This window comes from Arthrobacter sp. SW1 (genome assembly GCF_001766675.1).
GTDB lineage: Bacteria > Actinomycetota > Actinomycetes > Actinomycetales > Micrococcaceae > Arthrobacter.
Genome location: NZ_MJLT01000034.1, coordinates 210,603 through 237,151 on the forward strand (window position 1 = coordinate 210,603; position 26,549 = coordinate 237,151).

Genomic DNA, 26,549 nt, shown 5'->3' on the forward strand with positions numbered 1-26,549 from the left:
CCCGTCCGCTGGCCCTCCTGCAGCTCCTGATCGCACGGCTGAACGTCTTTCGTCCCATGCGCGTCTGGCAGCACTACAACCTCGCCCACGGGCCGCTGATGAGCGCAGGCATCGGCTTCAACATGTTCTTCTCAATCACCGGCCTCTTGGCCACCGGCCTGTCCATCGCCGGCCTGGTGCTGGCCGGGCAGCCCGCCCTGGTGGACGCCGTGATCGCCAATGTCGCCGAGAGCGCTCCGGGCCTGTTGAAGGTCGACGGCGGGGACGGCCTGGTCGATCCGAAGGCCCTTTTGAACCCCGGCGGCCTGGGGCTCGCCGCTGTGATTGCCGCAGCCGTCACCCTGTTCACGTCCCTCGGCTGGATCGCCAGCATGAGGGATGGCCTGCGCGGGGTGGCGGACCTGCCGCCGCTGAAGCGGAACCCGCTCCTCATGAAACTATTCGACGCCGGCACCCTGCTGCTGCTCGGCGTGGCGCTCATTGCCAGCGCGGGTGTGTCGATCGTCTTCGGCGCCGCCGCGGGCTGGCTGATCGGGCTGCTGGCCCTCGACGAGGCAATCGCAGGGCCCATCGCCGCCGCGGTGAAGCTCGTGGTGCCGTTCCTGCTGAACTGGGCCACCGCCGTCGTGATGTTCCGGCTGGCGGGCGGGCTGAAACTGCCGCGGCGGGCCTTCCTGGAGGGGACGCTGCTCGCGGCGGCGGGAACCACCATCCTGCAGGTCTTCAGCACCGAACTGCTGGCGCGCGCCGGGCAGAACCCCATCCTGGCCCCGTTCGCCATCATTATCGGCCTGCTGATCTGGTTCAACCTGGTCAGCCAGGTGTACCTGCTCTCCGCGTCCTGGTCCGCCATCCGGGAAGCGGATCTCAGCAAGCCCGAGCCCAAGCGGGCCCAGACGCTCGGTTCGCGGCCGGTGCGCCTCTAGCTCCTACTTGTCGAGGTACTGGCCGGCCCACGCGGAGACGATCCGCGCCACCCGGGCCGCCTGTCCCTTGCCGGTGAGCAGGTGTTCGGTGCCTTCGAGGGAGACGAAGCTGCGCGGGTGCCGGGCGGTCTGGAAGATTTCGCTGGCGTTCTCGATGCCCACGGTGTTGTCCGTGGGGGAGTGCAGCACCATGAGCGGGCGGTGGAGGTTGCGGATGCAGTCGCGCAGGTCCGCCTTCTCCACGTCCTCCACGAAGTGCCGCCGGATTTCCATGCGCCGTCCGCCCAGGTTCACTTCGGCGCTGCCTTCGCTGAGGATGGTGTCCACCTCGGCGTCGAACATGTGCTCCACATGGCGCGGCTGGAAGGGTGCCGCCACGGTGGCCACGGCCTCGACCTCCGGGAGGCTGCCCGCGGCGGCCAGGACTGCGGCACCGCCGAAGGAGTGGCCCACCAGCAGGGAAACCGGCTTGCCTTCGGCGCGCATGAACTCCGCGGCCTTGATGGTGTCCGCCACCTTCACGCTGAAGGAACCGTCGGACCAGTCGCCGGCCGACCCGCCCAGGCCCAGGTTGTCGAAGCGCAGCATGCCCACGCCCTGCTCGGCCAGGCCCTTGCAGATGCGTGACGCCGACGGGCTGTCCTTGCCAAGCGTCAGGCCGTGCGAGAAGAGCCCCCAGCCGCGCAGGGGGCCTTCCGGTACGTCCAGGATGCCGGCCAGCATGGCGCCGGTGCTGCCTTCGAAACTGACCTTCACGGATGTGGACACTAGTCCGCCTTTCGCTTGTTCCTGCCGCCCAGCCTACTGTCCGGCAGGGGCTTGGGTGCTTAAACGCCGACGACGGCGACCCCGCCAAAGCGGGAACGCCGTCGTCGGGCTGTACTGCTGTCTGTTCTCAACCAGTCTGCGCGGAACGCTAGATCTTGCGGGACAGGATGGCCTGCTTGACCTCGGCGATCGCCTGCGTGACCTGGATGCCGCGGGGGCAGGCCTCGGAGCAGTTGAAGGTGGTGCGGCAGCGCCACACGCCTTCCTTGTCGTTGAGGATCTCCAGGCGCATGTCGCCGGCGTCATCACGGGAATCGAAGATGAAGCGGTGGGCGTTCACGATCGCTGCCGGGCCGAAGTACTGGCCGTCGGTCCAGAACACCGGGCAGGAGGAGGTGCAGGCCGCGCACAGGATGCACTTGGTGGTGTCATCGAAGCGCTCACGGTCCTCGATGGACTGCAGGCGTTCCTTGGTGGGCTCGTGGCCCTTGCTGATCAGGAACGGCATGACCTCGCGGAAGGACTGGAAGAACGGTTCCATGTCCACGATCAGGTCCTTCTCGACCGGCAGGCCCTTGATGGGCTCGACGGTGATGGGCTTGGAGGTGTCCAGGTCCTTGAGGAGGGTCTTGCAGGCGAGGCGGTTGCGGCCGTTGATGCGCATGGCATCGGAACCGCAGATGCCGTGGGCGCAGGAGCGGCGGAAGGACAGCGAACCGTCGATTTCCCACTTGACCTTGTGCAGGGCGTCCAGCACACGGTCCGTGCCGTACATGGTCAGCTGATGGTCTTCCCAGGCGGCCTCTTCGGAGACCTCAGGGTTGTAGCGGCGGACCCGTAGGGTGATGTTGAAGGTGGGGATTTCTCCGCCGCCGCCAACGCCCGCCGGGAGTTCGATCTTGGAGGCCGGCTCAGCCATTTCGGTCGTCATTAGTACTTACGCTCCATTGGCTCGTAACGGGTAAAGACAACGGGCTTGGTCTCCAGACGGATGCCCGCGACGGACTCGGCCGAGGATTCGGCGGTTACCGAGGAATCCTTGTAAGCCATGGAGTGCTTCATGAACTTTTCGTCATCACGGTCCGGGAAGTCTTCGCGGTAGTGGCCGCCGCGGGACTCTTCGCGGTGCAGCGCACCGACCGTCATGACCTTCGCCATGTCCAGGAGGAAGCCGAGCTCGACGGCTTCCAGCAGGTCCAGGTTGAAGCGCTTGCCCTTGTCCTGGACGACCACGTTCTTGTACCGCTCTTCGAAGGACGCGATGTCGCTGAGGACCTTCTCGAGGGACTCCTTGGTGCGGAACACCTGCATGTTGGCGTCCATGGTGTCCTGCAGTTCCTTGCGGATCTGGGCCACGCGCTCGGTGCCGTTGCCGTTCAGCAGGCCGTCAAGCATGCCGCGGGTCTGGGCTTCGGGGTCCTCCGGGAGCTCCACGAAATCGGCGGTCTTGGAGTATTCCGCGGCGGCGATGCCGGCGCGCTTGCCGAAGACGTTGATGTCCAGGAGCGAGTTGGTCCCGAGGCGGTTGGAACCGTGCACCGACACACAGGCAACCTCACCGGCGGCGAACAGGCCCGGAACAACGGTGTCGTTGTCCTGCAGGACCTCCGTGGCGATGTTGGTGGGGATGCCACCCATGGCGTAGTGCGCCGTGGGGAACACCGGGACGGGCTCCGTGAACGGTTCCACGCCAAGGTAGGTGCGGGCGAACTCGGTGATGTCCGGGAGCTTGGCTTCGATGTGCTCCGGCTCCAGGTGGGTCAGGTCAAGGAGCACGTAGTCCTTGTTCGGGCCGCAGCCGCGGCCTTCGCGGACCTCGTTGGCCATGGCGCGGGCCACGATGTCGCGGGGTGCCAGGTCCTTGATGGTGGGGGCGTAGCGCTCCATGAAGCGCTCACCCTCGGAGTTGCGGAGGATGGCCCCTTCGCCGCGTGCACCTTCGGTGAGCAGGATGCCCAGGCCGGCCAGGCCGGTCGGGTGGAACTGGAAAAACTCCATGTCCTCCAGCGGGATGCCGCGGCGGAATGCGATGCCCATGCCGTCCCCGGTCAGGGTGTGGGCGTTGGAGGTGGTCTTGAAGACCTTGCCGGCACCGCCGGAGGCGAAGACCACGGACTTGGCCTGGAAGACGTGCAGTTCGCCGGAGGCGAGGTCGTAGGACACCACGCCGGCTACGCGCTTCTGCTTGTAGGGCGTACCGTCCTCACGGACCGCGTCCTCTTCGACCAGCAGGAGGTCCAGGACGTAGTACTCGTTGTAGAACTCAACGTTGTGCTTGACGCAGTTTTGGTACAGCGTCTGCAGGATCATGTGGCCGGTGCGGTCTGCTGCGTAGCAGGCGCGGCGGACCGGGGCCTTGCCGTGGTCGCGCGTGTGGCCACCGAAGCGGCGCTGGTCGATCCGGCCTTCGGGCGTGCGGTTGAAGGGCAGGCCCATCTTTTCCAGGTCCAGCACGGCGTCGATGGCTTCCTTCGCCATGACCTCGGCTGCGTCCTGGTCAACCAGGTAGTCGCCACCCTTGATGGTGTCGAAGGTGTGCCATTCCCAGTTGTCTTCTTCAACGTTGGCCAGGGCTGCACACATGCCGCCCTGTGCGGCACCCGTGTGGGAACGGGTGGGGTAAAGCTTGGTCAGTACCGCGGTGCGTGCGCGCTGACCGGACTCGATCGCGGCGCGCATGCCGGCGCCGCCGGCACCGACAATGACGACGTCGTACTTATGGACCTGCATACCAGATGCTCTTTCTCTCAAAGTCAGATGGTCGGCGGATCGGCTCCGCCGGTGTGGGCGCCGCCGGAAAGGCGGCGCGGCAGAGCGCTACGGCGCGGGGCAGAAACCGCCCGGCAGCTGGACGCCGTCCACCACGGGGCACGGGTTGAAGGTGAAGATCACCAGGGTGCCGAGGATGACGATGACTGCGCTGGCGGCGTAGAGGACCACCTTGAGCCAGAAGCGGGTGGAGTCCTTCTCGGCGTAGTCGTTGATGATGGTGCGCACACCGTTGGTGCCGTGCAGCATCGCGAGCCACAGCATGGCGAGGTCCCAGAACTGCCAGAACGGATCGGCCCACTTGCCTGCGACGAATCCGAAGTCGATGGCGTGGATGCCTTCGCCCACCAGCAGGTTCACGAAGAGGTGGCCGAAGATCAGCACCACCAGGACGACGCCGGAAAGCCGCATGAAGAGCCACGCGAGCATCTCGAAGTTGCCCTTGCTGCCGCCGCTGCGCTTGTACTGCGGAGCGATCTTGCCGGAACGGGGAGACTGGATGGCGGTCATGGCTTAGTGGCCTCCCAATGCGAGGGAAAGGTGGCGGATGGCGAAGCCGGCGAAGACGACCAGCCAGAGCGCGAGGACAACCCACAGCATCTGGCGCTGGTACTTCGCGCCCTTCTTCCAGAAGTCGACGGCGATCACGCGCAGGCCGTTGAAGGCGTGGAAGATGATCGCGGCCACAAGGGCGGTCTCACCCAAAGCCATGAGGGGGTTCTTGTAGGCGCCGATGACGGCCGTGTAGGCCTCGGGGGACACACGCACCAGTGAGGTGTCCAGGACATGGACCAACAAGAAGAAGAAAATCACAACACCGGTAATACGGTGTCCAACCCAGGACCACATGCCTTCACGGCCGCGGTACAAGGTGCCAGCTGGTTTTGTCGGCACTGAATAAACCTTCCTGCATCACAGCGGCGCTGGCACGGGACCATGCGGGGGAACGCCAGCTGCGAGAGCACTCGTAGCTCAGCCTAAATCTAGGCTTCGCTCACAGCTTATTCAATTCAGGTCTCCCTATCCTGCTGGCGAAATGGAATGTTTCCCGCCTTGTTTTCAAGCTTTTACATCCGTTTATGAGACGAACACCACAAACGGGATTATGCGGGTGCGGTCGGATAAGGTAAGCCGGTGAGTACAGACAATGCTTCCAGTGCCGATTCCCCGCTGAGCCGCTTCCACGCGGTCATTCCGGCCGGCGGAGTCGGGACGCGCCTGTGGCCTCTTTCCCGTGCCGCCGCGCCGAAGTTCCTCCACGACCTGACCGGTTCCGGCAGCACCCTGCTGCGCGCCACCTATGACCGCCTTGAGCCGTTGGCGGGCAACCGCGTCCTGGTGGTCACCGGCGTCGCGCACCGTGCGGCAGTCTGCCGCCAGCTCCCGGAGGTCGGCGACGACGAACTGGTGCTGGAGAGCGAGCCGAAGGACTCCGCCGCGGCCATCGGCCTCGCCGCCGCGATCCTGCACCGCCGCGACCCGGACACGATCATGGGTTCCTTCGCCGCGGACCAGGTGATCAGCCCCGACCAGGTCTTCCAGGACAGCGTCCGCGAGGCCATCCACACCGCGGCCAGCGGCAAGATCGTCACCATCGGCATCAAGCCCACGCACCCCTCCACCGGCTTCGGCTACATCCGCAGCGGCAACCTCCTGAACGTCGAAGGTGCCCCAAGCGCGCACGCCGTCGTCGAATTCGTTGAGAAGCCCAGCGAGGACGTTGCCCGCAAATACCTGGAAGCCGGCGACTACGTCTGGAACGCCGGCATGTTCGTTGCCCCCGTGGCGCTGATGCTCAAGCACCTCGAAGCGAACCAGCCGGAACTGTTTGCCGGCCTGGAGGAAATCGCCGCCGCCTGGGATACCCCGCAGCGCGCCGAAGTTACGGCACGGGTCTGGCCCACGCTGCCGAAGATCGCCATCGACTACGCCGTGGCGGAACCGGCCGCGGCGGCGGGCGATGTCGCCGTCGTGCCCGGTGCCTTCCGTTGGGACGACGTCGGTGACTTTGCTGCCATCGGCCGCCTGAACAGCGCCGGCGACGTCGACGAGGTCACCGTCCTCGGTGAAGGCGCCCGCGTTTTCACCGAAAACGCCAGCGGCGTGGTGGTCTCCGACACGAAACGCGTCATTGCCCTGATCGGCATCAAGGACGTCGTCATCGTCGATACCCCGGACGCCCTCCTGGTGACCACGAAGGAACACGCCCAGCGGGTCAAGGGAGCGGTCGACGCGCTCAAGGCAAGCGGCGACACCGACGTCCTTTAGGCAGCGCTCCACACGGCGCCCCGCCACGGGAAAAGGCACGATCGCGTAACCAAGAGACCTCTTTCGTTCCGCGAAGCGGCCGGATGGCTAGAGTTGTGAGGTGCGCAATTTCACGACTGAAACCGAGCCGACTCCCGTGGTGGGTCCGTGGCTTGAGGACCTGCTGCCGGAACTGATCGAATTCCGGCGGGACCTGCACGCGCACCCCGAGCTTTCCTTCAAGGAGTTCCGCACCACGGACAAGCTCGTGGAGCGGCTCGAGGCCGCAGGGCTGAAGCCGCGGCGCCTCGAGGGCACCGGCCTCACGGTGGATGTGGGGGAGGGGCCGATCGCCACCGCGTTGCGCGGCGACATCGACGCCCTGCCCATCATCGAAGAAACCGGACTGCCCTTCGCCTCGAAGAACCACGGCGTCACCCACGCCTGCGGCCATGACGTCCACACCACCACCATGCTCGGCGTGGCGCTGGTGCTGCACAACATGCACCTGATCAGCCCGCTGGGCGGAACGGTGCGCATCATCTTCCAGCCTGCCGAGGAAACCATGCCGGGCGGGGCGTTGTCCTGCATCGAGCAGGGCGTGCTCGACGGCGTGCCGCGGATCATGGCGCTGCACTGCGATCCGCGAATCAACGTGGGCCAGATCGGTACCCGCATCGGTGCCATCACCTCGGCGTCGGACACCATCAAGATCGAACTGACCGGCCGCGGCGGGCACACTTCCCGCCCGCACCTCACCGAAGACCTGGTCTTCGCGCTGTCGCAGATCGCCGTCAACGTCCCCGCCGTGCTGTCCCGGCGGGTTGATGTCCGCAGCGGCGTCTCCGTGGTGTGGGGCCAGATCGCTGCCGGCTCCGCGCCCAACGCCATCCCGGCCACCGGCTATATGGCCGGCACCATGCGCTGCCTGGACCGCGACGCCTGGCACGACGCCGGCGAACTGCTCGACGACGTCGTGCGGCAGGTTGCCGCGCCCTACGGCGTGGATGTGCACCTGGAGCACACCCGTGGCGTTCCGCCGGTGGTCAACTCCGAGGACGAAACCGCGATCATCGAAGCGGCTGCCCGCGCCGAGCTCGGCGAGCACGCCGTGGTCCTGACGCCGCAGTCCATGGGCGGGGAGGACTTCGCCTGGTTCCTGGCCGACCTTCCCGGGGCCATGATGCGCCTCGGCACCCACACCCCGGGCGGCGAGGAGTACGACCTGCACCGCGGCGACTTCATCGTGGACGAGCGGGCCCTCGGTTACGCCGTGCAGGTCCTCGCGGCCGCAGCACTGCGCACCATCCGCGACCTCTGAATTTCCCAGCGCGAACGTACAGTTGGGGCCCCGAATCCCGCCGCGGCGATTTAGGGCCCCAACTGTACGTTCGCGCTTCTCTTTGGTGAATTGAGTTGTGCGCAATCTAATTGTGGTCTATCGTTTTCTTCATGAGTGACGCACCACGGTTGAACCACCAGGTCTGTTTCGCGCTGTACTCCGCTTCGAAGGCGGCGACGGCGGTCTACCGGCCCGTGCTCGACTCCCTCGGGCTGACCTACCCGCAGTACCTCGTGATGCTGGTGTTGTGGGAAGAGGAACCGCGCACCGTCCGCGAACTCGGCGCCGCGCTGGGACTCGACTCCGGCACACTGTCGCCGCTGCTCAAGCGGCTCGAAGCGCTGGGACTGGTGGAGCGCCGTCGTTCGCAGGAAGACGAGCGCCGCGTGGACATCCACCTCACAGACGCCGGCCGGGAGCTCAGCGGGGGAGCGGCCGCCGTGCCGAAGCGCCTCGCGGATGCCGCGGGGCTGAGCGCCGCGGAACTCTCCCAGCTGCACAGCACCTTGCAGCGGCTCACGGCCGCATTGCACAGCGCGGACAAGCAGTAGCGCAAAGACCATCCACACGAAGACCTTCCGAACAACAGAACGGACCATGAGATGAAAACCCTCTACACCGCGGAGGCCCTGGCTTCCGGCGAAGGCCGCGACGGCAACGCCCGCACCAAGGACGGCAAGCTGGACGTCACACTCGCCAGCCCCGTGGAACTGGGCGGCAACGGCCAGGGCACCAACCCGGAGCAGCTTTTCGCCGCCGGCTACGCCGCATGCTTCCACTCGGCCCTGCGCCTGGTGGGCCGCAAAGCCCGCGCGGACCTGAGCGACTCGGCGGTGGCCGCGAAGATCCACTTCGGCGCCCTCGACGGCGGCGAAGGCTACGGCCTTGCCGCCGAACTCGAGATCGCGTTGCCTGCCCTCGACCGGGAGACCGCCGAGGAACTGGTGGCCAAGGCCCACAAGATCTGCCCTTACTCCAACGCAACCCGCGGGAACATCGACGTCGACATCAAGCTTGTGGAGGTGGCCGCATGAGCCTGCCGCGCAGCTCCCGCGAAATCCAGCTCGCGTCCCGTCCGCACGGCCGCCCGGTGCCGGAGAACTTCCGTCTCGCGGAAACGGACCTCCCGGAACTCCAGGACGGCCAGCTCCTGGTCCGTAACCGATTCATCTCCGTGGATCCGTACATGCGCGGCCGGATGAACGACACGAAGTCCTACTCCGCGCCCTTCCGGCTGGATGAAGCGCTCGACGGCGGCGCGGTGGGTGAGGTGGTCGCGTCCCGTTCGGACGCGCACCAGCCGGGTGACGTCGTCGTACATCAGCTCGGCTGGCGCGAGTACGCAGTGGTGGACGCCTCGACGGCAACGCCGGTGCCCGCAGGACTGGCCCCGGATTCCGCGTTCCTCGGGGCACTGGGCATGACCGGCCTCACCGCGTATGCGGGACTCCTCAAGGTCGCCGAATTCAAGGCCGGGGACGTCGTGTTCGTCTCCGGCGCAGCGGGTGCGGTGGGCTCGATCGTCGGGCAGATCGCCAAGGCCATGGGTGCCGCGAAGGTGATCGGCAGCGCGGGAAGCCCGGAGAAGGTGGAACGCCTGCTGGAACTCGGCTTCGACGCGGCCTTCAACTACCGCGACGCTCCCGTCCTGGAGCAGTTGAAGGCAGCGGCAGGGGAGGGCGGCATCGACGTGTACTTCGACAATGTGGGCGGCGAGCACCTGGAAGCCGCGCTGGCGCTCATGAACACCGGTGGACGCGTGGCCATGTGCGGCGCCATCGCACAGTACAACTCGACCGAACCGCCGGCGGCACCGCGGAACCTCGCGGTGGCGATCGGAAAGCAGCTCACGCTCCGCGGCTTCCTGGTGGGCGGGCAGCGGCAGCACGCGGCTGAGTTCGCCGGGCAGATGGCCGCATGGCTCGCCGACAGAACCGTTCGCTATGACGAGACGATCGTGGACGGACTGGAGAACGCACCGCAGGCCTTCATGGACCTGCTGGACGGGGCCAACACCGGAAAGATGCTCGTGCGGGTCTGAACCGGCCCGAAAGAGCTACTTCAAAGTAACGAAAGTTCAACGATCTGCGGATCGTTGGACTTTTGTGCTACCCGGCTGTGTTGCGGCCCACTAAAGTTGAGCCATCCATGCGCCTTGGCGCAGTGCTGCGAAGCATCAGTGAAAACAGAATTTCAGGCCCGAGTCTTCGAAACGGACACTCATTGACCCACCGTCGTAGCATCAATCACTTTCTTCCTGGAGGAAAATTGAAGCAATCACTGCGTGCCACCCTCAAGCGCGGTTCTTTTGCGGGCGTAGCCACAGCCGGCGCCGCTGCGCTTCTGCTGAGCGGCTGCGGGGCAGCACCGGAGGCGGGCTCCGGCGGACCGACGACCAGTGACTACCTCGCCTGCATCGTGTCCGACTCCGGCGGGTTCGACGACCAGTCCTTCAACCAGTCGTCCTACGAGGGCCTGAAGAAGGCCGAAAAGGATCTTGGCATCCAGCTCAAGTCGGCTGAATCCAAGGCCAACAGCGACTTTGAAACGAACCTCAACGGCATGATGAGCGCCGGTTGCAAGCTGACCGTTACCGTCGGCTTCCTGCTCGGCGACGCCACCAAGAAGGCCGCCACGGACAACAAGGACAGCCACTTCGCGATCGTCGACTTCTCCTACAAGGAGCCGATCGCCAACGTGAAGCCGGTCATCTACGACACCGCCCAGGCCGCCTACCTGGCAGGCTACGCAGCGGCTGCCACCTCCAAGACCGGCAAGGTGGGCACCTTCGGCGGCATCAAGATCCCCACCGTGACCATCTTCATGGACGGTTTCTACGACGGCGTCCAGGCCTACAACAAGGCCAAGGGCAAGAACGTCCAGGTGGTCGGCTGGGACAAGGCTTCGCAGAACGGCTCCTTCACCGGTGACTTCGAAAAGCAGGACACCGGCAAGCAGGTCACCAAGAACCTCCTCGACCAGGGCGCGGACATCGTCATGCCCGTTGCCGGTCCGGTGGGCAAGGGCGCAGGCGCGGCCCTGAAGGAAGCCAAGGCTGCCGGCAAGGACGTCAAGCTCATCTGGGTCGACTCCGATGGCTACCTGACCGCTCCCGAGTACAAGGACCTCATGCTGACCTCCGTGGTGAAGCAGATGGGCGAGGCCGTCGAAGCGATCGTCAAGGATGACAAGGACGGCAAGTTCTCCAACGAACCGTACGTCGGCACCCTGGCGAACGACGGCGTCGCGATCGCCCCGTTCCACGATTTCGATTCCGCGGTCTCCGCCGAAACGAAGTCCGAACTGGACGCCCTCAAGGCGGACATCATCTCCGGCAAGCTGAAGGTCGAATCGGTCAACAGCCCCAAGCAGTAATCCTTCCGCTGAAACGCGCCGCCGGTACCGTGCCCTCGGTACTGGCGGCGTGTTTTTGCCCTGGAAGCGGTGCGGCTCCTGCCCGCGTTTCGGGGCCCATGCGGGATACGCTTGGCTCACGCGCCCCGGAAGGGGCAGCGTGGCCGTCTTTCGGACTCAAAGAACGGTGGGAGTTGTGAAACTCGAACTACAGGGCATTTCGAAGGCCTTCGGGTCCTTCTACGCCAACCAAGACATCGACCTCGTGGTCGAATCCGGCCAGATCCATTGCCTCCTCGGCGAAAACGGGGCCGGTAAATCCACCCTCATGAACGTGCTGTACGGCCTCTACGAGCCGACCGCGGGCCGGATCCTGGTGGATGGAAAGCCCGTGACGTTCCGCGGCCCGGGTGATGCCATGGCCGCCGGAATCGGCATGGTCCACCAGCACTTCATGCTGGTTCCCGTGTTTACCGTGGCGGAGAACGTGGCGCTCGGCGCCGAACCCACGGGACCGGGCGGCCTCCTCAGCCTCGACACGACGCGCAGGAAGATCCGGGAAATCTCGGACCGCTACGGATTCGACGTCGACCCCGACGCCCTGGTGGAGGACCTCCCCGTGGGCGTGCAGCAGCGCGTGGAAATCATCAAGGCCCTGGTGCGCAACGCGAAGGTCCTCATCCTGGACGAGCCGACCGCGGTGCTCACTCCGCAGGAAACCGACGAACTGCTGGACATCATGCGCCAGCTCAAGGCCTCGGGAACCTCGATCGTCTTCATCTCGCACAAGCTGCGTGAGGTCAAGGCCGTTTCAGACGTCATCACGGTGATCCGGCGCGGCAAGGTTGTAGGGGACGCGCCGCCCACCGCCTCGCCTACGGAACTGGCCTCCATGATGGTGGGTCGGCCCGTCAGCCTCAGCCTGGACAAGGCCGAGGCCCAGCCGGGGGATCGAACCTTCGTGGTCAAGGACCTTACGGTGCGGGCAGCCAACGGAACCAACGTGGTGGACGGCATCAGCTTCGACATCGCCCAAGGCGAGATCCTCGCCGTCGCGGGCGTGCAGGGCAACGGGCAGACCGAACTGACCGAGGCCATCCTCGGCGTCCAGGACCACGTCTCCGGTTCCGTCACCCTGGACGGCAAGGAACTCCTGGGGCTGCCGGTCAAGGACGTGCTGCGCTCCGGCGTCGGCTTCGTCCCGGAAGACCGGACGCATGACGGCCTGGTGGGCCCCTTCTCCGTGGCCGAAAACCTGGTCCTGGACCTCTACGACAGGGCTCCGTTCGCCAAGGGTGTCGGCATGAACCCGGCGAAGGTGGCCGAGAACGCGGCGGCCAAGATCAAGGAATTCGACATCCGTACGCCGTCCGCCGGTTCCGCCGCGGGCACCCTGTCCGGCGGCAACCAGCAGAAGGTGGTCATGGCCCGGGAACTGTCCCGGCCGCTGCGGCTCTTCATCGCGAGCCAGCCCACCCGCGGTGTTGACGTCGGCTCGATTGAGTTCCTGCACCGCCGGATCGTGGCAGAGCGCGACGCCGGAACTCCGGTGATGATCGTCTCCACCGAACTCGATGAGGTGGTGGAGCTCGCAGACCGGATCGCCGTACTGTACAAGGGCAAGCTGGTGGGCATCGTCCCTGCCGGAACCCCTCGAGACACGCTCGGCCTCATGATGGCCGGGGTGGGCCCCGAAGGAGGCTCCGATGACAACTAAGGACAACACTCCCGCAGGGGATAGCCCGGAAGAAACGGGCAACGAAGTCCAGGCGGCCGACGTCGCCCTCGACACCGCGGGCGGCACGCTGGAACCGTCGCTGGTCCCGGTCTCGACGCAAAGCGGCGACACCGGCCACCAGCAGGACACCGTCCTCCGGCGGATCGTCATGGGCAACGGCTTCGTGTCCCTGCTGGCCGTATTCGTGGCCCTCGTGCTGGGCGGCCTGCTGATCGCCAGCACGGACCAGAACGTGGCGAAGTCGGCAGGCTACTTCTTCGCCCGGCCCACCGATTTCCTGTATTACCTGTGGGGCGCCATGACCAAGAGCTATGTGGCGCTGTTCCAGGGCTCGGTCTTCAACCCGCGGCAGGGCTTCTCGCCGCTGCTGGAAACCATGACCGTGGCCACCCCGCTGATCTGCGCGGGCCTGGGCGTGGCCTTGGCCTTCCGCGCGGGCCTGTTCAACATCGGTGCGCAGGGCCAGATCATCATCAGTGCCACGCTGGGCGCCTACGCCGGGTTCGCCTGGCACCTGCCGCCCGTGCTGCACCTGATCGTCGTGGTGGTCATGGGCGTGATCGGCGGTGCGGCCTGGGGCGCGATCGTCGGCCTGCTGAAGGCCCGGACCGGCGCGCACGAGGTCATCGTGACCATCATGCTGAACTACGTGGCGCTGTTCCTGCTGGACTTCCTGCTCAACACCGCAGCGTTCCGCCGCCCGGGGGACAACAGCCCCATTTCACCGCGGCTCGATGAATCGGCCGTGTATCCGCAGCTGATCCCGGGTTCGCGCCTGCACCTGGGCTTCCTGGTGGCCGTCGCGTTGACGGCCGGCGTCTGGTGGCTGCTCAACCGCTCCACCATCGGCTTCGAATTCCGGGCCGTCGGCGCCAACCCGGCCGCCGCCCGCACTGCCGGCGTCAACGTCCAGGCCGCCACCATCCTGGTGATGGCCGTGGCCGGTGCGCTGTCCGGCTTCGGTGGCGTGGCCCAGGTGGCCGGCACCGAGAAGGTGCTGACCGGCGGCGTTGCCGCCCAGATCGGCTTCGACGCGATTACCGTGGCCCTGCTGGGCCGCAGCACGCCGTGGGGAACCTTCTTCGCCGGCCTGCTGTTCGGTGCGTTCCGCGCCGGTGCCGTGCAGATGCAGATCCAGACCGGTACGCCGATCGACATCGTGCTGGTCGTGCAGTCCCTTATCGTCCTGTTCATTGCCGCTCCTCCGCTGGTCCGCTCGATCTTCGGGCTGAACCCCGGACGGAAGAAGCGCGCCAAGGCTGCCCCGAAGGCCGCCGTCGCCACCGGAGGTGCCAAATGACCACCGCAACCGCGTCCAAGCCGGGCGCTGCAGGGCCGACGACGGCGGCCCGCCCCTCGCTGAAGGTTCCCGTTTCGCTCGGGGTGCTTTCCCTCGTGGCACTCGTGTTCTTCGGCTTCTTCGGTCCAAGCAAGACGGCCGAGATGAAGGTCAGCGAACAGGGCGATGCGATCGTCCTGCCCGCGCTGCTCATTCCGGGCCAGGCGGGCGGAATTGTGCTGGCGGTCCTGCTGCTGGCCATGGCCGCGTATTCGATCTACCTCTGGACCAAGGGGGAGCGCTCACCCAAGTGGCTGCCGATCGTCTTCGCCGTGGTGTTCGTCTTCGCCCTGCTGGTGTGGATCGTGGCCGGTGCCCGTGAGCCGTCCATCTCGCTGGCGGGCCTGATCGCCGGCTCGGTGACCCTGGCGGTGCCGCTGGTGTTCGGTTCGCTGTCCGGCGTGCTGTGCGAGCGGGTCGGCGTCGTGAACATCGCGATCGAAGGCCAGCTGCTTGGCGGCGCGTTCACGGCCGCCCTCGTGGCCACGGTGACGCATAACGCCTACATCGGCCTGCTGGCCGCCGCAGCGGCCGGCGCCCTGGTGTCCATGGTGCTGGCCGTCTTCAGCATCAAGTACCTGGTGAACCAGATCATCGTGGGCGTGGTGCTGAATGTCCTGGTGTCCGGCGTGACGGGCTTCCTTTTCGGCACTGTCATGGCGCCGGACAAGGAACTTTTCAACACTCCGCCACGGCTGGACATCCTGCCGATTCCCGTTCTGTCCGACATTCCGCTGATCGGACCCATCCTGTTTGAGCAGTCCGTGGCCGGGTACCTCATGTACGTTGCGGTCGCCGTCGTCTGGGTGGGCTTGTTCAAGACCCGCTGGGGCCTGCGCGTCCGGGCCGTGGGCGAGCACCCGCAGGCCGCGGACACCCTGGGTATCAACGTCAACGCCACCCGTTTCTGGAACGTCACCCTGGGCGGCGCCATCGCGGGCATCGGAGGTGCCATCTTCACCTTGGTGACCATCGATTCCTTCACCAAGGAGATCTCCGGCGGCCGTGGCTTCATTGCCCTGGCGGCCCTGATCTTCGGCCGCTGGAACCCGATCGGCGCCTTCCTCGCATCGCTGCTGTTCGGCTTCGCGTACAACCTGCAGTCGATCCTGGGCATCATCGGTACCCCGGTGCCCAGCCAGTTCATGGCGATGCTGCCCTACCTGGTGACGATCTTCGCCGTCGCCGGCCTGGTGGGCAAGTCCCGGCCTCCGGCGGCCAGCGGCATACCGTACGTCAAGGGCTGAGCATGGCGGACATCGATTGGAAGGCCCTGGAAGAGGCCGCAGTGGCCGCGATGCGGAAGGCCTATGTGCCGTATTCGAAGTTCCCGGTGGGGGCTGCGGCCCTCACCGAGGACGGCCGGATCGTCAGCGGCTGCAATGTGGAGAACGCCAGCTACGGCCTGACCCTCTGTGCGGAATGCGCGCTGGTGGGGGACTTGCACATGAGCGGCGGCGGCCGCCTGGCGGCGTTCTACTGCGTCGATGCCGAGGGCGCCGTGCTCATGCCCTGCGGCCGCTGCCGGCAGCTGCTCTATGAGTTCCGTGCGCCTGGCATGCAGCTCATGACCACCCAAGGCATCAGGACCATGGACCAAGTCCTGCCGGATGCCTTCGGACCCGAAAACCTTGAGGACAAACAATGAACAGCAGCGAACCGTTCGACGCCGTCCAGATCATCACCATCAAGCGGGACAAGGGAACTCTGAGCCCGGAACAGATCGACTGGACCATCGATGCCTACACCCGCGGCGTCATCGCCGATGAGCAGATGTCAGCCCTGAACATGGCCATCCTGCTCAACGGCATGAACCGGGAAGAAATCTCGCGCTGGACCGCGGCGATGATCGCCTCGGGTGAGCGGATGGACTTCTCCGGCCTGCGGCGTCCCGACGGCGGTGTGAAGGCCACCGTGGACAAGCACTCCACCGGCGGCGTGGGGGACAAGATCACCCTTCCGCTGGCGCCCTTGGTTGCCGTGTTCGGGGTGGCGGTGCCGCAGCTGTCCGGCCGCGGACTCGGCCACACCGGCGGGACCCTGGACAAGCTCGAGTCCATTCCCGGCTGGCGCGCGGCCCTCAGCAACCAGGAAATCCTGGACCAGCTGCAGGACATGGGCGCCGTCATCTGTGCGGCGGGTACCGGCCTGGCGCCCGCGGACAAGAAGCTCTACGCCCTACGCGACGTCACCGGAACCGTTGAGGCCATTCCGCTGATCGCTTCGTCGATCATGAGCAAGAAGATCGCCGAAGGCACGGGCTCGCTGGTGCTGGACGTCAAGGTGGGCTCCGGCGCCTTCATGAAGGACGAGGCCCGGGCCCGGGAGCTGGCCGAGACCATGGTGGCACTGGGCAAGGACGCCGGCGTGAACACCGTCGCCCTGCTGACGAACATGAACACCCCGCTCGGCCTCACCGCCGGCAACGCCATCGAGGTGGAGGAGTCCGTGGAGGTGCTGGCCGGCGGCGGCCCGGAAGACGTCGTCGAACTGACCGTCCGGCTCGCCGAAGAGATGCTCGCCTGCGCCGGAGTCCACGACGCCGATCCCGCCGCCGCGCTCAAGGACGGCCGGGCGATGGACGCATGGAACCGGATGATCGCCGCCCAGGGCGGCGATCCGAAGGCTCCACTGCCCGTGGCGAAGGAATCCGAGGTGATCTACGCGCCGGCGGACGGCGTGCTGCTCGAACTGGACGCGCTCTCCGTGGGTGTTGCCGCGTGGCGGCTCGGGGCCGGCCGGGCCCGCAAGGAAGACGCCGTGCAGGCCGGGGCAGGGGTGCGCATGCATGCCAAGCCCGGCGCCTACGTACGGGCCGGCGAGCCGCTGATGACCCTGCTGACGGATACCCCGGAGAAGTTCGAACGGGCCAAGGAAGCGCTGCAGGACGCCGTGGTGATCGGACCCGAAGGATCCCGGCCGGCGCAGCAGCTCATCATCGACCGGATCGCCTAGCGGACCGCGCCATCCAGGCCGGGAGCTCCGGGGCCGCCACGCCGCTCCGGAACTCCCGGAACAGACTCCTCGTTAGGGAACCGTGCAGGCAATCAACGACTTCATCCTCGCCGCTGCCGGGCAGCCCTGGGTCCTGTTCCTGGTGCTGGCCTGCTGCCTGATCGACGGATTCTTCCCGCCCATCCCGAGCGAATCGGTGGTGGTGGGTCTGGCGGCGGTTGCCGCCACGGCCGGTGTTCCCAACGCCTGGCTGCTCGTCCTGGTGGCGGCGATCGGTGCCTTCAGCGGCGACAACATCGCGTACCTGCTCGGCCGCCGGATCGGCACCCGCCGTTGGCGGTGGATGCGGACCCAGCGCATGCAGGGGGCGTTCCGCTGGGCCGGGCGGGAGCTCCGCCGTCGGGCAGCCTCGCTCATCATGGTGGCCCGCTTCATCCCGGTAGGACGGGTGGCCGTGAACCTGACGGCCGGCGCCACGCATTTCCGGCACGGCGAGTTCATCGCCCTCACCGCGATGTCCGCGGTGCTCTGGGCAGGCTACTCAGTGGCGATCGGGATCTTCTTCGGGCAGTGGTTTGAACACAACAGGCTCCTGGGCGCCGTCATCGCAATCGTCGCCGCCGTCATCCTCGGCATCATCGTGGACCGGATCATCAGCAAAGTGCGCGGCCCCCTGCCGGAGGACCTGGCCGGGAACGCCGACGGCGCCTGACCGGCTTCCGTCGCACCCCGCCTCCACCCTGGGTATGAGGTGTCCGGCGCCGGAAGATCAGCCCGCAGGGGGACCACTTCGTGCCGCCTCCCGGGCTAGCGTTAAAGAGGTGATTCCCGCGGCCGGGGCGTAGCGAACGACGTACCGGCCGTGGGACACTTGGACAAGCTTTTCAACCCATATTCCCCCGGTCAGATCGCCCGGTCAGTACTAGGAGCCGTCGTCCGTGGATTTCCTGAACCAGATGCTCGAGCACGCTGCCGGGCAGCCGTGGGTTTACCCCGTTCTGCTGGTCTTCTTTTTCATTGACGGCTTCGCCACCATCCTTCCGAGTGAGACCGCCATCGTCGGTCTCTCGGCACTTTCCCTGCACACCGGCCAGCCCAACCTTTGGATTCTCGGGGTCACGGCCCTGATCGGTGCCATGGCAGGGGACAACATGGCCTACCTCCTGGGCCGCAAGATCGGCCTGGACCGCTGGAAGTGGATGCGCCGGCCCAAGGTCAAGAAGATGTTCGCCTGGGCGCAGTACGAGCTGGACAAACGCGGCGCCGTGCTGATCTTCACCGCCCGCTATATTCCGTGGGGCCGCGTGGCCGTCAACTACGTGGCGGGCCAGACCGGATTCCGGCACCGCACCTTCTTCTGGCTGGACGCTTTCGCCTGCGTCACCTGGGTGGGCTACTCCATCGGCGTCGGCCTCCTGGCCGGACAATGGGTGCACCACAATCCGCTGCTGGGCGTCGGGATCGCAGTGGCCTTCGCAGTCCTGCTCGGCTTCGTGGTGGACCACGCGCTGCGCTGGTGGCACAAGTACCTCGAAAAGAAGGACGAAGCCAAAGCGGCAGCCGCGGAAGCCGCCGTCGTGGAGGCGGCAGCGCAGGACGCCAAGGAAGCCGCCCGCATTCCCGACGCCGGTTAGCGCGCTACCGGGCAGCGCGCTCCCCAAGCTCGCTTCGCTCGCCCGGGGACCCCGGCACGCTACCGGGCAGCGCGCTCCCCAAGCTCGCTTCGCTCGCCCGGGGACCCCGGCGCGTTACCCTTAGTCCGTGACTGAACCCATTGTTGATGCTGCCCCTGCCCTCGACTTCGATCTGAAGAGCCTGCCCAAGGTTTCCCTTCACGACCACCTGGACGGCGGGCTGCGCCCGGCCACCATCATCGAACTTGCCGAAGCCGTCGGCCACACCCTGCCGTCCACGGACCCCGTTGCCCTGGGCGAGTGGTTCCGCGAGTCCGCCGACTCCGGCTCCCTGGTCCGCTACCTCGAGACCTTCGACCACACCATCGCCGTCATGCAGACCAAGGAGTCCCTGGTGCGCGTCGCCAAGGAATTCGTCGAGGACCTCGCGGACGACGGCGTCATCTACGGCGAAGTGCGCTGGGCGCCTGAACAGCACCTCCGGAAGGGCCTCACCCTGGACGAGGCCGTCGACGCCGTCCAGGAAGGCATCGAGGCCGGTGTGGAAGCCGTGGCTGCCACCGGCCGCGACATCCAGGTGGGCCAGCTCATCACCGCCATGCGCCACGCGGACCGCAGCCAGGAAATCGCCGAACTCGCCGTCCGCCACCGCGAAAACGGTGCCGTAGGCTTCGACATCGCCGGCGCCGAGGACGGCTTCCCGCCGTCGCGCTTCAAGGAAGCCTTCACCTACCTGGCGGAGAACCACTTCCCGGCCACCGTGCACGCCGGCGAGGCCGCGGGCCTGGACAGCATCCGTTCCGCCCTCCTGGACGGCCGTGCCCTGCGCCTGGGCCACGGCGTGCGGATCGCCGAGGACATCTCGGTGGAATTCGAGGTGGATCCGGAGAACGACGGCGAGGAAGCCGTGGGCATGGTGACCCTCGGCGAGTTGGCCGCCTGGGTCCGCGACCGCGGCATCGCCCTGGAAATCTGCCCGTCCTCCAACCTGCAGACCGGTGCCATCGCCGAGTTCGGTGACGGGATTGAGAGCCACCCGATCGACATGCTCTACCAGCTGGGCTTCAACGTCACGGTCAACACGGACAACCGGCTCATGAGCGGCGTGACCCTCACAAACGAGTTCGAGCTCCTCGTCGAAACCTTCGACTACGACCTCGACGACCTGCTGGAGCTCACGCTCAACGCAGCCGAGGCCTCCTTCCTGTCGCTGGACGAAAAGGAAGCCCTGGTGGAGTACATCAACGACGCCTACGCGAACCTTGCCGGATAGCAATCCCGTAGCGGTGCTCGTGCAGGTGATCGCCTCCCTGCGCGAGCACTGCCCGTGGATGGGCGCCCTCACCCACGAATCGCTCGTGGAGTACCTGATCGAGGAAGCTTACGAAGTGGTGGACTCGATCGAAGCCGGCACGGAAGACGAGCTCGCGGGAGAGTTGGGCGACGTCCTGCTCCAGGTGGTGCTGCACGCGCGGCTCGCGGAGGAGAACGGCCGTTTTGATTTCGACGACGTCGCCCGCGCCATCACTGCCAAGATGATCCGGCGCAATCCCCATGTCTTCCGGCCCGACGGCACCCTGCAGGATTCCTTCCCGGCCACGGTCGAGGAAATCGAACAGAAGTGGGACGCCGTCAAGAAGGCCGAGAAGCCGGAGCGCAGCGACCCCTTCGAAGGCATCCCGCCGCATCTGCCGGCGCTCTCCCTCGCGCAGAAGTCCCTTGACCGCGCTGAACGGGCTGGATTTCGACAGGCTCAATCACCCGTCGCTCCGGTGGTTGAGCTTGTCGAAACCGGATCTCGACCGGCTCAATCACCCGTCGCTCCGGTGGTTGAGCTTGTCGAAACCGGATCTCGACCGGCTCAATCACCAGTCGTTCCGGCGGTTGAGCCTGTCGAAACCGCATCGGAGGAAGAGTTGGGCGACTATCTGCTGGCCGTCGTCGCGGCCGCCCGGTCCCGCGGATTCGACGCCGAACGGGCCCTCCGCGGCGCCGTGCGCCGCTACCAGGACCGCGGCAATGCGGACCCGCAAGGTGGCCCCGGGGAAACCGTTCCGTAACCTTGGCCACTCTCGACTGCCAACCTCGACTAGGCTAGTGGCGACGAGGACGTCGAGAATTCCCTCCAGATTCCCAGTAAATCGCTTCACCATAAGGAGCAATCCATGGCGCTTATCGATGCCATCCACGCCCGCGAGATCCTTGATTCCCGCGGAAACCCGACCGTCGAGGTGGAGGTCCTGCTCTCCGACGGCCAGATCGGCCGCGCTGCGGTTCCTTCCGGTGCTTCCACCGGTGAGCACGAGGCAGTCGAACTGCGCGACGGCGACAAGGGCCGTTACCTCGGCAAGGGTGTCCAGAAGGCCGTCGACGCCGTCATCGACGAAATCTCCCCGGCCCTGATCGGCTTCGACGCCACCGACCAGCGCAGCATCGACCAGGCCATGATCGACCTGGACGGCACCCCGAACAAGGGCAAGCTCGGCGCCAACGCCATCCTGGGCGTTTCCCTGGCCGTGGCCAACGCCGCCGCTGCCTCCGCCGACCTGCCGCTGTACAAGTACCTGGGCGGCCCGAACGCCCACGTCCTGCCGGTCCCGCTGATGAACATCCTCAACGGTGGCTCCCACGCCGACTCCGACGTCGACATCCAGGAATTCATGATCGCCCCGATCGGCGCCGAGACCTTCTCCGAGGGCCTGCGCTGGGGCGTTGAGGTCTACCACAACCTCAAGTCCGTACTGAACGAAAAGGGCCTGGCCACGGGCCTGGGCGACGAGGGCGGCTTCGCCCCGAACCTGCCCTCCAACCGTGCTGCCCTGGACCTCATCCAGGAAGCCATCAAGAAGGCCGGCTACACCCCGGGCAAGGACATCGCCCTGGCCCTGGACGTCGCTTCCTCCGAGTTCTTCAAGGACGGCGCCTACCAGTTCGAAGGCAAGGCACTCAGCTCTGCCGACATGAGCGCCTACTACGCCGAACTGGTTGCCGACTACCCGCTGGTCTCCATCGAGGACCCGCTGGACGAGAACGACTGGGAAGGCTGGAAGATCCTCACCGACACCATCGGTGACAAGGTCCAGCTGGTGGGCGACGACCTCTTCGTCACCAACCCGGAGCGCCTGCAGCAGGGCATCGACGCCGCCACGGCCAACTCCCTGCTGGTCAAGGTGAACCAGATCGGTTCGCTGACCGAAACCCTCGACGCCGTGTCCCTGGCACAGCGCAACGGTTACACCACCATCACCTCGCACCGCTCCGGCGAAACCGAGGACACCACCATCGCTGACATCTCGGTGGCCACCAACGCCGGCCAGATCAAGACCGGTGCCCCGGCCCGCTCCGAGCGTGTTGCCAAGTACAACCAGCTGCTGCGCATCGAAGAGGAACTCGACGACGCCGCACGCTACGCCGGCCGCAGCGCGTTCCCGCGTTTCAAGGGCTAGCCTCCGCGAAAACAGCTGACCGGTGGCTATGGTGGAAAGACCATGGCCACCGGTTCTGTTTAACGGAACCCCTTGCACGTCCGGTGGCTGTGCGGAACCGGAAACGCAGCAACCCGCCAGGCAAGCACCAGGCATTACAGGAGTGTCATGGCAACCCGCCGCCCCAAGGTCCCCCGGGCCGATGCCCTCGGCAGGCCCCAGCAGAAGGCGGCCGACGGCGGCGCTGTCATCCGGGCGGATTTCGGCGAGTCCCGCAAGGCTGCCGCCGCCGCGGCTGAGGTGGCGGCCGAAAGCCAGGCTCCGGCGTCGGACGCTGCTCCCGCCAGGAGGGCTGCTACGGCAGGTACCGCCGCCAGGGCCACCGGCTCGGCCAAAGCCGAAAAGGCCACCCCGGCGAAGAAGCCCAAGGACCCCGCCACAACGGGCAAGGGCACGGCCCCCGCGAAGGACACCGCGGACGATCCTGTCCCCGCGAAGGCTTTCTCCGGCCGGATGCTGGCGCTGGCGGTCGTCATGGTCGCCATCACCATCCTGCTGGCACCGACAGTGAAGATCTTCCTCGAAAAGCGCGCCGAAATTGCCGCATTGGAAGCCGAAATCGCGGCCAAGGAAGCTGAGCAGCAGGACCTCAAGAAGCAGCTTTCCCGCTGGCAGGACCCCAACTACGTGAAACAGCAGGCACGCGACCGCATTAACATGGTTATGCCGGGTGAAACGGGCTACTGGGTATTTGGTGCGGATGTTCCCGCCGGAACCCCTGGTGGCCGCACCGGCAACGGAGCGTCCGGAACCCCGGGAAACCTGCCCTGGGTGGACGGCCTGTGGGAGTCGATCCGACGCTCGGCAACAGACTAGACGCGGTGCCCGCCGCCGTCGTGCCCTGGACGGGGACGGCAGAAAAGGGCAGGAAGGCAGCGCCAGTGCAAGAGAACCAGGCCCCTGCGGCGGAGGAATCCCGCACGCCCTCGGCACATGACCTGGACGTCCTGAGCCGCCAGCTCGGCCGCCCGGTGCGCGACGTGGTGGAAATCCCCGCCCGCTGCGTCTGCGGCAACCCGCTGGTGGCCGCCACGGCACCCCGGCTCAGCAACGGCACGCCGTTCCCCACAACCTTCTACCTGACGCACCCCGTCATCACCTCCGCGGTCTCGCGCCTCGAGGCCGGCGGGCTGATGAACGAGATGAACGATCGCCTCACGGTGGACGCGGAACTGGCAGGCGCCTACCGCGAAGCCCATGAGGCCTACCTGCGGGCGCGGGATGACATTGCCGGCCGCGCGGGCACGGGCGACGTCCCGGAGATCGCGGGCGTTTCCGCCGGCGGCATGCCCACCCGCGTCAAATGCCTGCACGTACTGGTGGGCCACTCGCTGGCGGCCGGCCCGGGCGTCAACCCGCTGGGCGATGAAGCGATCGAGGCCATCGCCGAATGGTGGACCAAGGACCGTTGCTACTGTGCCGGCGCCTGGGAAACCGCGGGCGAGGCGCCGTCCAAGGACCTGAGCCGGCACGGGCCGCAGGGCCTGCCGGAGATCGTCGGGCGCCCGGCGCCGGTCCGCAAGTCCCAGGCCTCCTCCGAAGGCGGCACCACGACAGAAAGCGGCACAGCGACAGAAGAAGGCAAGCTGACGGAAGAAGGCACCGCATGAAGCGCGTCGCTGCGATCGACTGCGGCACCAACTCCATCCGCCTGCTGATTGCGGATGTGAACGGCACGGGAAGCGGGGCACCGCTGAGCGACATCGTGCGCGAGATGCGCGTGGTGCGGCTCGGCCAAGGCGTGGACGCCACAGGTGAACTTGCTCCCGAGGCGCTGGAACGGACCTTTGAAGCCAGCCGCGACTACGCCCGCCTGATCGCTGAACACGGTGCCGGGGGAGTGCGCTTCGTGGCCACCTCCGCCAGCCGTGACGCCCGCAACCGGGACGTCTTCGTGGACGGCATCCGGGAGCTGTTCGGCGTGGAACCCGAAGTGGTGTCCGGCGATGAGGAAGCCGCGCTGTCCTTCGCAGGAGCCAGCAGCGTGCTGCCTTCCCGCGGCGGGGATCCCGTCCTGGTGGTGGACCTGGGCGGTGGCAGCACCGAGTTCGTGCTCGGCGACGCCGACGGCGTGATCGCGGCGAAGTCCGTGGACATCGGCTGCGTACGCCTCACCGAACGGCACCTGCGCAGCGACCCGCCCACGGCGGCGGAAATCGCCGCGGCGGAAGCCGACGTCGACGCCGCCATCAGCCTCGCAGCCGAAACGGTCCCGCTGGAACGCAGCACCGCCGTCGTCGGAGTCGCCGGCTCCATCACTACCATCACGGCACACGCGCTGGGACTGGAACGCTACGAACCGGCACGGATCCACGGCGCCGAGCTGGACCTGGAACAGATCAGCCGGGCGTGCACGGAACTGCTGGAGATGAGCCGCGAAGAGCGGGCGAAGCTGCCGTACATGCACCCGGGACGGGTGGACGTGATCGGCGCCGGCGCCCTGGTGTGGCGGCGCATCCTGCAGCGCCTTGCCCGGGCGGGCAACGGTGCAGTCACCGGCGCCACCACCAGCGAACACGACATCCTCGACGGCATCGCGCTGAGCATCCGGTAATGGCTACCGGATCACGACGGCGCCACCGCACCCTGTCCGCCACGCTCGCCGCTTTGCTCGCGGCGAGCGGGCTCGCTGCCGCGGTTTCCGCCGGCAGCCTCGCCACCGCACCGGCCGCCGTTGCCGACACGTGGCGGGACAAGGAGTACTGGCTCAAGGAATACGGGATTTCCGAGGCTTGGAAGGAATCCAAGGGCGCCGGGGTCAAGGTCGCGGTCATCGACAGCGGCGTGGACGGAAAACACCCGGACCTGAAAGGCGCCGTAACAGGCGGAACGGATGTCTCCGGCTCCGGCAACCCGGACGGCCAGAAGAGCATCGGTGCCAAACCGGAGCACGGCACGCTCGTGGCCACGCTCCTGGCCGGGCGCGGCCACAAGAAAGCCAGCCCGTCGCCCTCGGCCTCCCCAACGCCCAAATCGGACACCAGCGGGGGTCCCGAAGGAATCATCGGCGTCGCGCCGGAAGCGCAGATCCTGTCCGTCTCCACCTGGCTCGGATCGCCCAACCCGGCCGGCAAAAGCGACCAGGAACAGATTCCGGACGCCGTGCGCTGGGCGGTGGACAACGGCGCCAAGGTCATCAACATTTCCCTCGGCAGCACCTCGCCGGAATGGCCGCAAAGCTGGGACGCCGCGTTCCTGTATGCCGAGCAGAAGGACGTAGTGATCGTCGCTGCTGCCGGCAACCGCATCGGCGGCAACGTCCAGGTCGGCGCGCCGGCCACCATCCCGGGGGTCCTGACCGTGGCCGGACTCGACCGCGCAGGCAATGCCAGCATCGACTCGTCCTCCCAGGGCATCAGCATCGGAGTGGCGGCACCTGCCGAGGAGCTCATCGGCGGCATGCCGGGCGGCCGGTACGCTGACTGGGCGGGTACCTCGGGGGCCACGCCGATTGTCTCCGGCGTCGCGGCGCTTATCCGTTCGAAATGGCCCAGCATGAGCGCCAAGCAGGTGGTCAACCGGATTGTCAGCACGGCCAAGGATGCCGGCGTGGAGGGCAAGGATCCTATTTACGGATTCGGCGTCCTGGACGCCAAGGCCGCGCTCACCGCCAACGTCCCCGAAGCCAAGGCCAACCCGCTCGGTTCGATCAACGACTGGATCCGGGTGCACCGGCGCGGCAACTTCGAAACCCCCACGCAGGAACCGAAGCCCACCAAGAAGGCCAGTGCCGCGCCCACGCTGCCTGATCCCACGGTCCCGGCGGCGAAGGAACCGGTGGATGCCGGAACGGCGCTGCCGGGCGTTGTGGTCGTTGGCTTCGGTGCGTTGTTCGTGGCCATCGTTGCCGCGGCGGGAATCCAGCTGCGCCGCGTCTACCGGAAGGCCCCGGCCGAGCCGGAGACAGGCACCCTTGAGGCAGTGGAGCCGGACCCCGGAAAGTAGCCCGGAACGGCGGCAGGGGAGGCCCTCGAAGCAGCTAGTGAAGATTT

26 protein-coding genes are annotated in these 26,549 nt (G+C 66.8%); 21 read left to right on the forward strand and 5 right to left on the reverse strand.

The annotated features are described in order from the left end of the window. Positions 1–56: 56 nt before the first annotated feature. Positions 57–926: a YihY/virulence factor BrkB family protein gene (locus tag BIU82_RS12795; RefSeq protein ID WP_139146611.1), complete on the forward strand. Its 870-nt coding sequence runs from the start codon at positions 57–59 to the stop codon at positions 924–926. Between the two features lie 3 nt (positions 927–929). Here BIU82_RS12795 and BIU82_RS12800 read toward each other — a convergent pair whose 3' ends face one another. From BIU82_RS12800 to sdhC, 5 genes are all read right to left on the reverse strand, one after another. Next, complete coding sequence (locus BIU82_RS12800; protein ID WP_070349833.1) at positions 930–1,694, reverse strand: alpha/beta fold hydrolase; 765 nt, start codon at positions 1,692–1,694, stop codon at positions 930–932. A 148-nt stretch (positions 1,695–1,842) separates the two neighbouring features. Then, positions 1,843–2,625: a succinate dehydrogenase iron-sulfur subunit gene (locus tag BIU82_RS12805; RefSeq protein ID WP_070349834.1), complete on the reverse strand. Its 783-nt coding sequence runs from the start codon at positions 2,623–2,625 to the stop codon at positions 1,843–1,845. Next, the gene (sdhA, locus tag BIU82_RS12810; protein WP_070349835.1) at positions 2,625–4,424 is read right to left on the reverse strand and encodes a succinate dehydrogenase flavoprotein subunit; all 1,800 of its coding nucleotides are present in this window, start codon (positions 4,422–4,424) and stop codon (positions 2,625–2,627) included. Before sdhA ends, BIU82_RS12805 begins: the two co-directional genes overlap by 1 nt. Before the next feature lie 87 nt (positions 4,425–4,511). Next, positions 4,512–4,973, reverse strand: a complete 462-nt coding sequence (locus BIU82_RS12815) for a succinate dehydrogenase hydrophobic membrane anchor subunit (protein WP_070349836.1) — start codon at positions 4,971–4,973, stop codon at positions 4,512–4,514. Between the two features lie 3 nt (positions 4,974–4,976). Then, a complete protein-coding gene (gene sdhC / locus BIU82_RS12820) occupies positions 4,977–5,357 on the reverse strand; it encodes a succinate dehydrogenase, cytochrome b556 subunit (protein WP_074466444.1) in 381 nt (126 codons plus the stop codon). A gap of 240 nt (positions 5,358–5,597) precedes the next feature. Between sdhC and BIU82_RS12825 the strand changes: the two genes are divergently transcribed. The 20 genes from BIU82_RS12825 to BIU82_RS12920 all read left to right on the forward strand — a co-directional run bounded on the left by BIU82_RS12825 (position 5,598) and on the right by BIU82_RS12920 (position 26,502). After that, on the forward strand, positions 5,598–6,731 hold the full coding sequence (locus BIU82_RS12825) for a sugar phosphate nucleotidyltransferase (protein ID WP_070349837.1): 1,134 nt from the start codon (positions 5,598–5,600) through the stop codon (positions 6,729–6,731). Positions 6,732–6,831: 100 nt separating this feature from the next. Beyond that, positions 6,832–8,031 (forward strand): amidohydrolase, encoded by a 1,200-nt coding sequence (locus tag BIU82_RS12830; RefSeq protein WP_070349838.1) that lies wholly within the window; start codon positions 6,832–6,834, stop codon positions 8,029–8,031. Positions 8,032–8,162: 131 nt separating this feature from the next. After that, positions 8,163–8,603 carry a MarR family transcriptional regulator gene (locus BIU82_RS12835; RefSeq protein ID WP_070349946.1) on the forward strand — a complete coding sequence of 147 codons (441 nt, stop codon included), beginning with the start codon at positions 8,163–8,165 and terminating at the stop codon, positions 8,601–8,603. Between the two features lie 51 nt (positions 8,604–8,654). Next, positions 8,655–9,086: an organic hydroperoxide resistance protein gene (locus BIU82_RS12840; protein ID WP_070349839.1), complete on the forward strand. Its 432-nt coding sequence runs from the start codon at positions 8,655–8,657 to the stop codon at positions 9,084–9,086. Continuing rightward, on the forward strand, positions 9,083–10,093 hold the full coding sequence (locus BIU82_RS12845) for an NADP-dependent oxidoreductase (protein ID WP_070349840.1): 1,011 nt from the start codon (positions 9,083–9,085) through the stop codon (positions 10,091–10,093). Before BIU82_RS12840 ends, BIU82_RS12845 begins: the two co-directional genes overlap by 4 nt. 227 nt (positions 10,094–10,320) lie before the next feature. Beyond that, the gene (locus tag BIU82_RS12850; protein WP_253182773.1) at positions 10,321–11,427 is read left to right on the forward strand and encodes a BMP family ABC transporter substrate-binding protein; all 1,107 of its coding nucleotides are present in this window, start codon (positions 10,321–10,323) and stop codon (positions 11,425–11,427) included. A gap of 175 nt (positions 11,428–11,602) precedes the next feature. Further along, positions 11,603–13,123, forward strand: coding sequence for an ABC transporter ATP-binding protein (locus BIU82_RS12855; protein WP_070349842.1), 1,521 nt, complete (start codon positions 11,603–11,605; stop codon positions 13,121–13,123). Beyond that, a complete protein-coding gene (locus BIU82_RS12860) occupies positions 13,113–14,444 on the forward strand; it encodes an ABC transporter permease (protein ID WP_070349843.1) in 1,332 nt (443 codons plus the stop codon). The genes BIU82_RS12855 and BIU82_RS12860 overlap by 11 nt, the downstream gene beginning before the upstream one ends. Then, on the forward strand, positions 14,441–15,730 hold the full coding sequence (locus BIU82_RS12865; RefSeq protein ID WP_070349844.1) for an ABC transporter permease: 1,290 nt from the start codon (positions 14,441–14,443) through the stop codon (positions 15,728–15,730). Before BIU82_RS12860 ends, BIU82_RS12865 begins: the two co-directional genes overlap by 4 nt. Positions 15,731–15,732: 2 nt before the next feature. Then, positions 15,733–16,131 carry a cytidine deaminase gene (locus tag BIU82_RS12870; protein WP_070349845.1) on the forward strand — a complete coding sequence of 133 codons (399 nt, stop codon included), beginning with the start codon at positions 15,733–15,735 and terminating at the stop codon, positions 16,129–16,131. Then, positions 16,128–17,438 (forward strand): thymidine phosphorylase, encoded by a 1,311-nt coding sequence (locus BIU82_RS12875; protein ID WP_070349846.1) that lies wholly within the window; start codon positions 16,128–16,130, stop codon positions 17,436–17,438. The genes BIU82_RS12870 and BIU82_RS12875 overlap by 4 nt, the downstream gene beginning before the upstream one ends. An 82-nt stretch (positions 17,439–17,520) precedes the next feature. Next, positions 17,521–18,150: a DedA family protein gene (locus BIU82_RS12880; RefSeq protein WP_070349847.1), complete on the forward strand. Its 630-nt coding sequence runs from the start codon at positions 17,521–17,523 to the stop codon at positions 18,148–18,150. Positions 18,151–18,394: 244 nt separating this feature from the next. Then, entirely contained in the window at positions 18,395–19,072 is a 678-nt protein-coding gene (locus tag BIU82_RS12885; protein WP_070349947.1) for a DedA family protein, read from the forward strand. A gap of 127 nt (positions 19,073–19,199) precedes the next feature. Beyond that, entirely contained in the window at positions 19,200–20,345 is a 1,146-nt protein-coding gene (locus tag BIU82_RS12890) for an adenosine deaminase (RefSeq protein WP_070349848.1), read from the forward strand. Between the two features lie 58 nt (positions 20,346–20,403). Beyond that, on the forward strand, positions 20,404–21,132 hold the full coding sequence (locus tag BIU82_RS12895; protein ID WP_083292332.1) for a MazG nucleotide pyrophosphohydrolase domain-containing protein: 729 nt from the start codon (positions 20,404–20,406) through the stop codon (positions 21,130–21,132). A 105-nt stretch (positions 21,133–21,237) separates the two neighbouring features. Continuing rightward, entirely contained in the window at positions 21,238–22,518 is a 1,281-nt protein-coding gene (gene eno / locus BIU82_RS12900) for a phosphopyruvate hydratase (RefSeq protein WP_070349850.1), read from the forward strand. A 147-nt stretch (positions 22,519–22,665) separates the two neighbouring features. Next, positions 22,666–23,373: a septum formation initiator family protein gene (locus tag BIU82_RS12905; protein ID WP_070349851.1), complete on the forward strand. Its 708-nt coding sequence runs from the start codon at positions 22,666–22,668 to the stop codon at positions 23,371–23,373. Between the two features lie 65 nt (positions 23,374–23,438). Continuing rightward, the gene (locus BIU82_RS12910; RefSeq protein WP_171906543.1) at positions 23,439–24,167 is read left to right on the forward strand and encodes a DUF501 domain-containing protein; all 729 of its coding nucleotides are present in this window, start codon (positions 23,439–23,441) and stop codon (positions 24,165–24,167) included. Further along, positions 24,164–25,111, forward strand: coding sequence for a Ppx/GppA phosphatase family protein (locus tag BIU82_RS12915; RefSeq protein ID WP_070349853.1), 948 nt, complete (start codon positions 24,164–24,166; stop codon positions 25,109–25,111). Before BIU82_RS12910 ends, BIU82_RS12915 begins: the two co-directional genes overlap by 4 nt. Beyond that, entirely contained in the window at positions 25,111–26,502 is a 1,392-nt protein-coding gene (locus tag BIU82_RS12920; protein ID WP_070349854.1) for a S8 family serine peptidase, read from the forward strand. Before BIU82_RS12915 ends, BIU82_RS12920 begins: the two co-directional genes overlap by 1 nt. Positions 26,503–26,549 lie beyond the last annotated feature (47 nt).